Raw genomic sequence first — 12,258 nt, 5'->3', positions numbered from 1 at the left:
GCCCAGCAGGACGGCCAGCGCGTGCTCCGCCGCGGCGCGCTGGCGCTGCAGGCCGATCGCTTCCGAACGCGCCGTCGCCAGTTCCGTCTTCGCACGCGACAGGTCGAACTCGCCGATGTCGCCGGCGTCGAAGCGGCGGCCCGTCACGCGCACGCTCTCTTCGCGCAGCTGCACCGTGTGGTTGACGGTCGCGATTTCCGCATCCAGCGAACGGAGGCGGAAATAGGTCTGCGCCACGTCGGCCTGCAGCGACAGCAGCACGGAGCGGTACGTCGCTTCCACCGCGCCGGCGTCGCCGCGGGCGGCCGCCACATTGGACGATACGCGGCCGAACAGGTCGACCTCGTAGCTGGCCGACAGCCGCGCGCTATAGACATTCGCCGGCGCGACGGGAGAACCCTTCGGCAGCGACGCTTCCAGCGGCGACAGGCGTTCACGCTGCGCGCCGACACCCACGCCCACCTGCGGGATGCGGTCCGCTTCGGCGATGCCCGCGATGGCGCGGGCCTGCTTCACGCGGGCGGCGGCCACCGTCAGGCTCTGGTTGTTGGCCGTCGCTTCCGCGATGAGGCCATTCAGCGTCTCGTCGTGGAAGGCGCGCCACCATTCGCCGCGCGGCTGGGCTTCGGCCGGACGGCCGACGGTCCACGTGGTGCCGTCGGCGGCGCTGCGCACGTCATTGGCTGCGCCGGCAGGCACCGTTTGCGACTCCTTGAACGCCGTCGGCGTCGTGATGCTCGGTTGCTTGAATTCCGGGGCGGCGCACGCCGTCAGCAGCAGGGCCGCCATCAGCGGGGCCACGCCCCTTGCAATCATCGTTTTCATATCAGTTTCCTTCCAGGGCCGGTGCATGGTCGCCATCGACGACGGTATTCGGCGCCGTGTCGTGGGCGTGGGCATGCTTCGGCTTCTCGAAACGCTTGGCCAGCGTGCGCAGCAGGACGTAGAACACCGGCGTCAGGAACAGGCCGAAGAACGTCACGCCCAGCATGCCGGCGAACACGGCGACGCCCATCGCGTGGCGCATCTCGGCACCGGCACCGTGCGACAGCACCAGCGGCACCACGCCCATGATGAACGCGATCGACGTCATCAGGATCGGACGCAGACGCAGGCGGCAGGCTTCCAGCGCGGCGGCCACGGTACTGCGGCCATGGTGTTCCAGCTCCAGCGCGAATTCCACGATCAGGATCGCGTTCTTCGACGCAAGGCCCACGAGCACGAACAGGGCGATCTGCGTGAACACGTTGTTGTCGCCGCCGGTGAGCTTGACGCCGATGAGGGCGCACAGGATCGACATCGGCACGATCAGGATCACGGCCAGCGGCAGCGTCCAGCTTTCGTACTGCGCGGCGAGCACGAGGAACACGAGCAGCACGCACAGCGGGAACACGTACAGCATGGTGTTACCGGCCAGGATGTCCTGGTACGTCAGGTCGGTCCATTCGTACGAGACCCCTTTCGGCAGCGTGGCCTTGACGATTTCTTCCATCGCGGCCTGCGCCTGGCCCGACGACACGCCCGGTGCCGGGCCGCCATTCAGCTCGGCGGCGACGTAGCCGTTGTAGCGCTGCACGCGATCCGGACCATACGTGTCCTTGACCTTCATGAGCGAGGACAGCGGGATCATCTCGCCCTTGTCGCTGCGGACCTTCAGCTGCGCGATCTGCTCGCGCTGCGAACGGAACGGCGCATCCGCCTGCACGCGCACCTGGTACGTGCGGCCGAACTGGTTGAAGTCGTTCACGTACAGCGAACCGAGGTTGATCTGCAAGGTCTGGTTGATCTCGGCCAGCGGCACGCCCAGCTGCTTCGCTTTCACGCGGTCGACGTCGGCGAACAGCTGCGGCACGTTGATCTGGTAGCCCGAGAACACGCCTTGCAGGCGCTTGTCGGTCCACGCCTTGGCCTGCACGGCCTGCACGGCTTTATACAGCTCGTCGTAGCCGACGCCCGCGCGGTCCTCGATCATCATCTTGAAGCCGCCCGTCGTACCCAGGCCGTTCACCGGCGGGGGCGACAGCACCATCACGAACGCGTCCTCGATGGCGCCCATGCGCTTGTTGATCTCGGCGGCGATCGCGTCGGCGCTCTGCTCCTTGCCTTTGCGTTCGTCGAACGGTTTCAGCGTGGTGAACACGATGCCGGCGTTCGGGGCGTTGGTGAAGCCGTTGATCGACAGGCCCGGGAACGCGACCGACGATTCCACGCCCGGGATCTGCTTGGCGACGTCCGACATCTTGCGGATGACGGCGTCCGTGCGGTCCAGCGAGGCGGCGTCCGGCAATTGCGCGAAGCCGATCAGGTAAGCCTTGTCCTGCGCCGGCACGAAGCCCGGAGGCACCGCCTTGAACATGAAGATACCGGCGATGGCGAGCAGCACGTACACGCCCAGCGTGGCGCTCTTGCGCTTCAGGACGCCCTTCACGCCGCCTTCATAGGCATGCGACGAGCGGCCGAAGAAGCGGTTGAAGCCGGCGAAGAAGCGGCCGAACACGGCGTCCATCATGCGGGTCAGGCGGTCCTTCGGCGCATTGTGCGATTGCAGCAGCGCGGCCGACAGTGCCGGGGCCAGCGTCAGCGACGAGAACGCGGAGATCACGGTCGAGATGGCGATGGTCAGCGCGAACTGGCGGTAGAACTGGCCGGTCAGGCCCGAGACGAACGCGATCGGGATGAACACGGCGCACAGCACCAGGGCAATCGCGATGATCGGGCCGGAGACTTCCTTCATCGCCTGCACGGTCGCGTCGTGCGGATTCAGGCCGTTCGCGATGTTGCGCTCGACGTTCTCCACCACGACGATCGCGTCGTCCACCACGATACCGATGGCGAGCACGAGGCCGAACAGCGACAGCGTGTTGATCGAGAAGCCGCAGGCGAGCATCACCGCGAACGTGCCGACGACGGACACCGGCACGGCCAGCAGCGGGATCACCGAGGCGCGCCACGTCTGCAGGAACACGATGACGACGATGGCCACCAGGATCACGGCTTCGATCAGCGTGTGGATCACGGAGTTGATCGACTCACGCACGAATTGGGTCGGGTCGTACACAATGCTGTATTCGACGCCTTCCGGGAAATCTTTCGACAGCTCCTTCATCTTGGCGCGCACGTCGGACGACAGTTGCAGCGCGTTGGCGTTCGGCGCCTGGAAGATGGGGATCGCCACGGCCGACTGGTTGTCCAGCAGCGCGCGCAGGGCGTACGAGTTCGAGCCCATTTCGAGGCGCGCGACGTCCTTCAGCAGCGTGGTCGCGCCGTCGGCATTGGTCTTGATGACGATATTGCCGAACTCCTCGACCGACTGCAGGCGGCCCTGCGTGTTGACGGTCAGCTGGAAGTCCGCGCCTTTCGACGGGCCCTGGCCGATGACACCGGCCGCCACCTGCACGTTCTGCTCGCGGATCGCGTTCACGATGTCGCTGGCGGTCAGGTTGCGTGCCGCGACCTTTTGCGGATCGAGCCAGACGCGCATCGCGTAGTCGCCCGAACCGAACAGCTGGACTTCGCCCATGCCGTTGATGCGCGCGAGTTCGTCCTTGACGTTCAGCGTGGCGTAGTTGCGCAGATAGAGGTCGTCATAGCGACCATCCGGCGAGCGCAGGTGGACCACCATCGTGATGTTGGGCGAGCTCTTGACGGTCGTGACGCCGATCTGGCGCACCTCGTCCGGCAGGCGCGGGAGCGCGCGCTGGACGCGGTTCTGCACGGCCGTCTCGGCCTGCTCCACGTTGGTGCCGATTTTAAAAGTCACCGTCAGCATCAGCGCGCCGTCGGAGGTGTTCTGCGACGTCATGTACAGCATGTTTTCGACGCCGTTGATTTCCTGCTCCAGCGGCGTCGCGACGGTTTCCGCGATCACCTTCGGGTTGGCGCCCGGGTATTGGGCGCGCACCACCACGGAGGGCGGCACGACGTCCGGGTACTCGGAGATCGGCAACTCGAAGATCGAGATGAGGCCGGCCACGAAGACCAGCACCGACAGCACGGCCGCAAAGATCGGCTTGTCGACGAAAAAGCGTGAGATGTTCATTTGTTCTTGTCCCTCGGTCTTATGGGATTACTTCGTGTCAGCCATGGCCAGCTTCGCGTCCTTGCCGGGCGCTTTCGCAGGCGCCAGCGATGCGACCATCGGCACGGTCTGCGCCGTGATGGGCGCACCCGGACGCACGCGCTGCAGGCCGTTGACGACGATCTTCTCGCCCGGCTTCAGGCCGGCGCGCACCACGCGCAGGCCGTCGACGACGGGGCCGAGCTTCACTTCGCGGTACTCGGCCTTGCCGTCCGCGCCCACGACGAACACGAACTTGTGGCTCTGGTCCGTCCCGATGGCGCGGTCCGTGATCAGCAGCGCGGGCTTGGCTTCGCCGCCGCCGATCTGCACGCGGGCGAACAGGCCGGGCGCCATGCTGCGGTCCTTGTTCTCGAACGTGGCGCGCATGCGCACGGAACCGGTCTGCGAGTCGAGCTGGTTGTCGACGAATTCCAGCTTGCCCTCGTGCGGGTAGCCTTCTTCGTTGACGAGGCCCACCTTCACCGGCACCGACTGGCCGTCGTGCGCCTGCTTGGCGACGCGCAGATAGGTCTCTTCGTCGCCGTCGAAACTCGCGTAGATGCGGTCCAGCGACACGACGGACGTCAGCACGGCCGATGCATCGACCAGGTTGCCGAGGGTGATCTCGGCCTTCGACACGCGGCCGTTGATCGGCGAGATCACGCGGGTGTACGACAGGTTCAGGCGCGCGGCTTCGGCCTGGGCTTCGGCGGCGCGGGCGGAGGCGTCGAGTTCCTTCTGGCTCGACAGGCTCGCGTCGTATTCGCGCTGCGCGATCGCCTTGTCGCCCAGCAGGCGCTCGGCGCGGGCCAGTTCCGTGCGGGCCAGGTCGGCCTTGGCGCGGGCCGATTTGGCGGCCGCGACGGCGCGCTCGGCTTCGGCCTGGTACGGACGCGGATCGATCACGAACAGCACGTCGCCCTTTTTCACTTCCGCACCCGGCTTGAAGTTGACGGCGGTGATGTAGCCCGACACGCGCGGACGGATCTCGACCCGCTCGATGGCTTCGAGACGGCCCGAGAATTCCTGCGTTTCGGCCACCGGCTTTTCGAGCACGGCGGCCGCCGACACGGGCGGACCTGCCTGCGCCTGGGTTTGCGCCTCGGCTGCCTTGCCGGTTGCATCCGAGCAGCCCGCAATCAGGGCCGCAACGCCGGCTGCGCCCAGCGCCAGCACGACGGGTCGCACGGCCATCTGGAATTGTTGAATCGTTTTCATGGTTAGCCCTCCGGTTATTAACTAGCTTTTAATGATTGGACGAAAACGGTCCTTTCCAGGCTTTTGCAGGAAAAGACAGGTCTCCCGTGCCTCGCGGGCACGTCTTTATCGTTGGTGGTAAATCAGATGAACTACGAGGTCAACAGCTGGCCGGTTCGTCTTCCTCGTCGAGTCCGGCAATGAAGTTGGCAATCTCGCTCAATGCATGGCCCCGACAGGCACACGTATCTCGCGCATTCGGCTCCTGCAGGCGTTGCGCCGCCTGCAGGCGTCTGACCGTCGTCGGCACGCCCGACTGGATCAGTTTGCCGCCGTAGGCTTCCGCTTCGTCGCGCAGCGGGTCGTCCTCGATCGACAGGATCAGGGCCGGCGGCAGGTTCTTCAAACGGCTCGACTGCAGCGGCGAGGCATACGGATGGCTACGGTCCGCCGCGTGCGGCAGATAGCCCCGGTAGGCGGCGGCGCATTCGTCGAACACCTTCGCCTTGTCGGGGCAGGTCGGCATCTCGCGCATCGAGCAGGTCGACAGGCCCGGGTCCAGCATCGGCATCAAGAGGATCTGGCCGGCCAGCCGCGGCGCACCCCGGTCGCGCGCCATCAGGGTGCACACGGCGGCGAGGTTCGCGCCGGCCTCGATGCCCGCGACCAGCATGCGCTTGCCGGTCCAGCCGAGCTTTGTCTTGTTCTTCTTTGCCCACAGCAGCACGGCATGCGCATCTTCCGCGGCGGCCGGGAACGGCTTCACCGTCGCCAGCGTATAGGTCGACGACAGCACGACCGGATACCCGCTCGCCTCGGACAGGTGGCGCAGGAACGGATCGGCATCTTCCAGGTCGCCGTCGACGAAGCCGCCGCCATGGAAGAACACGATCAGCACGTCGCGCTTGCCGTCGACGGCAGCCTTGTACAGGCGGGCCGCCAGCGGTCCTTCCGCGCCCACGACCTGCAGGTCGCGGACCGCCAGCGTATGGCCGTCGTCGGCTTTGCGTGCCACGCTCACCGGCTTACCTCATTGGACGCTACCAGCACGGACGGGATCGCGGTCGCATCGCATTGTTCGCCCGTGGCGACGACGTGGAACAACGCATCGTATCCGCGTGCCTCGGCACCGGCCGCATGCGCGTACTCGTCGGTGAGTACCGTGCCTGCCATGGCCACTACGCCGAGTACCAGCCCGAACACTGCCGCGATTCCATCGCGATGCGCTTTCATGATCCTCTCCTTGGGTGTGTCAAATATCGAAACTATCAGCTACCGTACCGACACTATAAACTTCGACTAGAATCTAATAAATAGCTCAATTACGAATCGATTGTTCAGATTTTTGAACAATCACGCATTCTCACCGTTTATATGATGCCGATCTAGTATGAACAAGTTACAAGCGATGGAAGTTTTCGTGCAGGTCGTGGACGCCGGCAGCTTCACCCGGGCAGCCGAGATGATGAACCTGCCCAAGGCGACGGTGTCGACGCTCGTGCAGGCGCTCGAGGCGGCGCTGTCGGCCAAGCTGCTGCACCGGACCACGCGCCAGGTGACGGTGACGACGGACGGTGCCGCGTATTACGAGCGCTGCCTGCGCATCCTGTCCGACGTGCGCGACGCCGAGGAATCGCTGTCGCGCACGCGCCTGTCGCCCAGCGGGCGGCTGCGGGTCGATACCCCGACGGGGCTGTCGAGCGAGATCCTCGTGCCCGCCCTGCCCGACTTCTTCGAGCGCTATCCCGACATCATGCTGGAACTGGGCAGTTCCGACCGTCCGGTGGACCTGGTCGAAGAAGGCGTCGACTGCGCCGTGCGCGGTGGCACCCTGGGCGACACGAGCCTGATCGCGCGGCGCGTGGGCGTCGTCAACTTCCTGACGGCGGCGTCGCCCGCGTACATCGCGCGCCACGGCATGCCCCAGCATCCGCGCGACCTCGAGCGCCACCGCTGCGTGAATTATTTCTCGGCCAAGACGGGCAAGATCTTCGACTGGGATTTCAACCGCGGCGACGAACGGATCGAGGTGCCCATGCGCGGCGTGATCGCGCTGAACGATTCCAACGCGTACGTGGAAGCGGGACTGGCGGGCCTCGGCGTCATCCAGATGACGGACTACCTGCTCGACAAGCACGTGGCGACGGGGCGCATGGTGCAGGTGCTGGCGGACTGGCGCAGCGATCCGCTGCCGATCCACGTCGTGTATCCGCAGAACCGCCACCTGTCCGCGAAGGTGCGCGTGTTCGTCGAATGGGTGGCCGAGCTGTTCGCCGCGAATCCGTACATGCACATGGGCGCGTTGCCACGCTCATTTGCTGCGACCTCTGCGCCTGTCCCGGCCGCGGCGTAATCACGGGTGTAGAATCGAAAGCACCACAGGACAGGAGACCACGATGCCCCGGACCATCGACGTGCTGCTCGACCAGTACAGCGACAGCCACCGCAATCCGACCAACGAGCTGATCCATATTGTGTGCGTGCCCGTGATCGTGTTCACCCTGCTGGGCATCCTGTGGAGCATCCACCCGGCCGTCGCCGTCGTGGCGGTGCTTGCGGCACTCGTGTATTACTTCCGGCTGTCGCCGCCGTTCGCATTCGGCATGCTGTTGATGAGCGCCGTGATGCTGGCGCTGCTCGCGCTGATGCCGCCGTTCACCGTGCTGCCGCTGTCGATCGCGATCTTCGTCGTCGCGTGGATCGGCCAATTCATCGGGCACAAGATCGAAGGCAAGAAACCGTCGTTCTTCGACGACGTGCGCTTCCTGCTGATCGGTCCGCTGTTCGTGCTTGGTTTTTTGTATCGTCGCCTCCATGTCGCATATTAATTATTGGAGTGAATATGAAACGCATCGCCATCCTCGCCCTCGTCCCGCTGACCGCCCTGCTCGCCGCGTGCGCGGGCCCGTCGAATTCGGGCAGCGTCTACAGCAGCTACCAGACGATGAATGAACAATCGGTGCGCATGGGCACCGTGGAATCCGTCCGCAACGTGACGATCGCGAATCCGGAATCCGGCGTCGGCACGATGGCGGGCGCCGCACTGGGCGGTCTGGGCGGTTCGCAGGTCGGCGGCGGCAACGGCTCGGCCGCGGTCGGCATCCTGGGCGCCGTCGCGGGCGGCATCATCGGCAACCGCGTCGAGAACCAGGCCAACAACCGGCCCGGTTTCGAAATCACCGTCAAGCTCGACAACGGCGAACTGCGTTCCATCACGCAGGCGGCCGACGAGATGTTCCGGCCGGGAGAACGCGTACGTCTGCTCAGCAACGGGTACACGACGCGCGTGACGCACTGACATTTACCACCGGCCACGACGGTAGAGGGATCGCGATATACTTTCGCGATGCCCTCCTATGTCCTCTTCACCATTGCGTCCCTGATCTGGGGATCGACTTTCTTCGCGATCACGCTCGAGCTGGGTGAAGTCCCGCCCGCGGTGTCGGTCGTCTACCGGTTCGCGCTCGCGTCGCTGACGCTGTTCGCCTACTGTCTGATGCGCGGCGACAAGCTGCGGCTGCCCTGGCGCGTCCAGCGCTGGACCCTGCTGCAAGGATTCTTTACGTTCTGCGTGTCGTACGTCTGCACGTACAACGCCGAACAATATGTCGTGTCGGCGCTCGTCGCCGTGCTGTTCGCGCTGATGGTGTTCTGGACGCCGATCTGTGCCCGCATCGCGTTCGGCACGCCGATCCCGCGCCGCACGTGGGGCGCCGGCGCCGCGGCCATCGCCGGCGTCACGCTGCTGTTCTGGCATGCGATCGGCACCGAGCTGCGCCACCTGGGCCAGGGCGGCCAAGGCCATTTCACCCTCGGCCTCGTGCTCGGCATCGCCGCGTCGATCGCCAGCTCGGCGGGCAGCATCGTCGTCGGCAAGGTGCGCGAGGAATCGAACAACCTGGTGCTGACGACGGGCTGGTCGATGTTCTGGGGCACGTGCATGGTTGCCGCGTGGTGCCTGGCGACCGGCCAGGCCTTCATCATCCCGCGCACGGCCAGCTACGTGCTGGGCCTGCTGCACCTGTCCATCTTCGGCTCGGTCGTCGCCTTCATCTGCTACTTCACGCTGATCAACCGCATCGGCTCGAACAAGGCCGTGTACATCGGCGTGATCACGCCCGTGATCTCCGTGCTGCTGTCGATCAGGCTCGAACACTACCGCCCCGGCCTGACCGAATGGCTGGGCATGGCCGTGTGCCTGGGCAGTGTCGCCTGGGCATTACGTTCCCCTGCGGCCAGGCCAGCCGCTTCCGTCAACCTCAACGATTGCATCGAAACGACGCCATGACTCTTGATACCACCTTCGCGATCCGCCCCGCCACGCCGGCCGACGTCCCCCACATCCAATCGATGATCGTCGAGCTGGCCGTGTTCGAAAAGCTCGAGCACCTTGTCGTGGCGACGGAAGAGAAATTGCACGAAGGCCTGTTCGGCCCGCAGCCGGCCTGCGAAGCCATCGTCGGCGAAGCGGATGGCGAAGTCGTCACGTTTGCCCTGTTCTTCCACAATTTCTCGACGTTCCTCACCAAGCGTGGGCTGTATCTGGAAGATCTGTACGTGCGCCAATCGCATCGCGGCAAGGGTTATGGCAGCCGCATGCTGAAGCATCTCGCGCGCCTGGCCGTCGATCGCGGCTGCGGCCGCTTCGAATGGTCCGTACTGGACTGGAACACGCCGGCAATCAATTTCTATCAATCGATGGGCGCCGAGGTCATGCCGGACTGGCGCATCTGCCGCGTCACGGGCGCGCCGCTGGAAGCGCTGGCCCAAGGCTGATTCAGGCAAGAAAAAACCCGCGGGCTGTTCGCAGCGCCGCGGGTGAACCCATTCGTCGATGGGGAGGGGAGACTTGAATCCAGTGGCTTCAATATAGTCTCCCGACCGCGGTGTGTGCAGGTTCCTTACAAATGCTTACCTCGGTAACAGAAAGCTGGGGTTTGTGGGCCGGACTCGATTGAGTGATCACAAATGCAAGAACGCGTCGAGCGGGACAATGTGATCATTCACGAGGACATGGACATGAAAACGATCACCCGATGGGTCTACCGGGTTTGGCTCCGCTCCCGGATAGACACCTATACCCGCAGCCTGCACGCCATTGCCGTCCAGCGCGAAAACGACTTCCACGCGGAACGCATCCTGCACCGCGCGATCTCCACGACCCGTTCCAAGCTTCAATCGCTGTAGCGCCGGCGCTGCGCCAGAAGACGCTCGCACAGTTCGAATACTGCCTGGGTCAGCAAGGCCAGCAACGCGGCCGGGATCGCACCCGCCAGCAGCATGTCGTTGTCGTTCAGCGCGAGGCCCGTGGTGATGCGTTCGCCGAAGCCGCCGGCGCCGATGAAGGCGGCGATGGTGGCCGTGCCAACGCTCATCACGGCCGCCGTTTTCACGCCGGCGAGGATCGTCGGCATGGCCAGCGGCAACTCGACCTCGACCAGCGATTGCCGCCGTGTCAGCCCCAGCGCCAGCGCCGCCGTGCGCAGGCCGGACGGCACCTGCAGCAGCCCCGTGCATGTATTGCGCACGATGGGCAGCAGCGCATACGCGCACAGGGCGACGAGCGCGGGAACGGTGCCGATGCGGCCGAGCAACGGGATCAGGATCGCGAGCAGCGCCAGCGACGGCACGGTCTGCAGGACGCCCGCCACGGCCAGCACGGCCTGGCGCAGGCGCGGCACGAGCGCGGCCACGATGCCGAGCGGAATGCCGGCGGCGCTGCCGAGCAGGGCGGCCAGCACGACCAGCAGCAGGTGCTGGCGTGCAAGGTTCATGAAGCCGTTGCCGAACGTTTTGGTGAATAGGCCATCGCGGACCGTTGCCTGAGTGTCATGGGACAACCACGCGCGTGCGACCGCCGAAAACGGCTGCCCATCCAGTTCGGCCGCCGCGTTCATCGCGATCATGTCGTCCGCCTTGATCGTGCCTTCCAATTTCTCGATGGCACGCCACGCTTGCGGAAACCGCTGCGGCACGTCGAGCCGGTACAGCAGCACGGCGTCATAGCGCGGGAAATATTGCTTGTCGTCGTCCAGCACGCGCAAGCCGTACTGGCGGATCTTGGCGTCCGTCGAATAGATGTCGATGGCGTCGACCTGGCGCTGCGCCAGCGCCTCGTACGCGATGCCGTGGTCCAAGCCGCGCGGTTGCTGCGCGAGGCCGTAGCGCCGCGCGAGGCCCGGCCAGCCGTCCGCGCGGCCCAGGAATTCATGCGACAGCCCGATTTTTATTTCTGGATGCGCCGCCAGGTCGGACAGGCGGCGCACACTGGCATCACCACGCACCGCCAGCGCGTAGCCGTTGGAAAAGCCCAGCGGCACCGCGACACCGAGGCCCAGCGGGCGCAGCGCCGCGCGCATCGCGTCGAGCGACGTCGGCTGCGCATTCTTGAGGATTTCCAGGTCGATGGTGCCCAGGTATTCCGGATAGACGTCGATGGCACCCGAGCGCAGCGCGCCCAGCACGATGGCCGTATTGCCCAGGCCTTGCTTGTGTTCGGCCGGCCCGACGCGCGCCGCGGTCTGGGTGAGGATCTCGCCCAGGATGTACGACTCGGTGAAACGCTTGGAGCCCACGCGCAGGGGTTCCTCCGCGTGGGCGGACGACAGGATGCCGGCGCAGGCGAGCACCAGCATGGCAAATCTCAGCATGCGGTTTCCGGTGGCGTTGTGGATGAGACGTCAGGATACCCGATCGCGCCACACGCCGGCACGGACGACGCCCCGGCACGGATTCGCGCCAATCGCATATGCCAGGTCGGCCGGCCGGGCGATGTCCCACAACGCGAAGTCGGCCCGCTGGCCCGGCGCCAGGGTGCCGGTCTCAAGCAGGCCCAGCGCGCGCGCCGCGTTGACGGTCACGCCGCGCAAGGCTTCCAGCGGCGTCAGGCGCCACAGCGTGCACGCCATGTTCAGCGCGAGCAGCAGCGACGTCATCGGCGACGTGCCCGGGTTGCAGTCGGTGGCGACGGCCAGCGGCACGCCCGCGGCGCGCAGTTGCGC

13 protein-coding genes are annotated in these 12,258 nt (G+C 65.7%); 6 read left to right on the top strand and 7 right to left on the bottom strand.

Going from position 1 to position 12,258, the window contains the following annotated elements; translation table 11 throughout:
* The 5 genes from ACEN88_RS13675 to ACEN88_RS13655 all read right to left on the bottom strand — a co-directional run.
* Window positions 1-825, bottom strand: an 825-nt coding sequence (locus ACEN88_RS13675; protein ID WP_413340349.1) for a TolC family protein, incomplete at its 3' end; no start/stop codon positions are given.
* Window position 826: 1 nt separating this feature from the next.
* On the bottom strand, window positions 827-4,039 hold the full coding sequence (locus tag ACEN88_RS13670; RefSeq protein ID WP_413340348.1) for an efflux RND transporter permease subunit: 3,213 nt from the start codon (window positions 4,037-4,039) through the stop codon (window positions 827-829).
* A 27-nt stretch (window positions 4,040-4,066) separates the two neighbouring features.
* Window positions 4,067-5,278 carry an efflux RND transporter periplasmic adaptor subunit gene (locus ACEN88_RS13665; RefSeq protein ID WP_413340346.1) on the bottom strand — a complete coding sequence of 404 codons (1,212 nt, stop codon included), beginning with the start codon at window positions 5,276-5,278 and terminating at the stop codon, window positions 4,067-4,069.
* A gap of 139 nt (window positions 5,279-5,417) precedes the next feature.
* A complete protein-coding gene (locus tag ACEN88_RS13660; protein ID WP_413340344.1) occupies window positions 5,418-6,272 on the bottom strand; it encodes an alpha/beta hydrolase in 855 nt (284 codons plus the stop codon).
* 2 nt (window positions 6,273-6,274) lie between these two features.
* Window positions 6,275-6,490 carry a hypothetical protein gene (locus tag ACEN88_RS13655; RefSeq protein ID WP_413340342.1) on the bottom strand — a complete coding sequence of 72 codons (216 nt, stop codon included), beginning with the start codon at window positions 6,488-6,490 and terminating at the stop codon, window positions 6,275-6,277.
* Window positions 6,491-6,647: 157 nt separating this feature from the next.
* On the opposite strand from ACEN88_RS13655, the gene ACEN88_RS13650 reads away from it, so the two are divergent.
* The 6 genes from ACEN88_RS13650 (at window position 6,648) to ACEN88_RS13625 (ending at window position 10,444) form a co-directional block, all read left to right on the top strand.
* Window positions 6,648-7,610 carry a LysR substrate-binding domain-containing protein gene (locus tag ACEN88_RS13650; RefSeq protein WP_413340340.1) on the top strand — a complete coding sequence of 321 codons (963 nt, stop codon included), beginning with the start codon at window positions 6,648-6,650 and terminating at the stop codon, window positions 7,608-7,610.
* Between the two features lie 43 nt (window positions 7,611-7,653).
* Window positions 7,654-8,085, top strand: coding sequence for a DUF962 domain-containing protein (locus tag ACEN88_RS13645; RefSeq protein ID WP_056124490.1), 432 nt, complete (start codon window positions 7,654-7,656; stop codon window positions 8,083-8,085).
* A 14-nt stretch (window positions 8,086-8,099) separates the two neighbouring features.
* Window positions 8,100-8,555: a glycine zipper 2TM domain-containing protein gene (locus tag ACEN88_RS13640; RefSeq protein WP_036236083.1), complete on the top strand. Its 456-nt coding sequence runs from the start codon at window positions 8,100-8,102 to the stop codon at window positions 8,553-8,555.
* 48 nt (window positions 8,556-8,603) lie between these two features.
* Window positions 8,604-9,545 carry a DMT family transporter gene (locus tag ACEN88_RS13635; RefSeq protein ID WP_413340338.1) on the top strand — a complete coding sequence of 314 codons (942 nt, stop codon included), beginning with the start codon at window positions 8,604-8,606 and terminating at the stop codon, window positions 9,543-9,545.
* Window positions 9,542-10,033 carry an N-acetyltransferase family protein gene (locus tag ACEN88_RS13630; protein WP_413340336.1) on the top strand — a complete coding sequence of 164 codons (492 nt, stop codon included), beginning with the start codon at window positions 9,542-9,544 and terminating at the stop codon, window positions 10,031-10,033. The genes ACEN88_RS13635 and ACEN88_RS13630 overlap by 4 nt, the downstream gene beginning before the upstream one ends.
* A 243-nt stretch (window positions 10,034-10,276) precedes the next feature.
* A complete protein-coding gene (locus ACEN88_RS13625) occupies window positions 10,277-10,444 on the top strand; it encodes a hypothetical protein (protein ID WP_371767179.1) in 168 nt (55 codons plus the stop codon).
* Here the strand turns inward: ACEN88_RS13625 and ACEN88_RS13620 are convergent.
* Window positions 10,432-11,892, bottom strand: coding sequence for a glycine betaine ABC transporter substrate-binding protein (locus tag ACEN88_RS13620; RefSeq protein ID WP_413340351.1), 1,461 nt, complete (start codon window positions 11,890-11,892; stop codon window positions 10,432-10,434). The two genes, ACEN88_RS13625 and ACEN88_RS13620, sit on opposite strands and share 13 nt — an antisense overlap.
* Before the next feature lie 45 nt (window positions 11,893-11,937).
* On the bottom strand, window positions 11,938-12,258 hold a 321-nt coding region (locus ACEN88_RS13615; protein WP_413340334.1), incomplete at its 5' end, for an amidohydrolase family protein.

Origin of the sequence: Massilia sp. CT11-108 (assembly GCF_047302915.1) — a bacterium.
Lineage (GTDB): Bacteria > Pseudomonadota > Gammaproteobacteria > Burkholderiales > Burkholderiaceae_D > Telluria > Telluria orientalis.
This window is presented reverse-complemented; position numbering and strand designations above follow the sequence as displayed.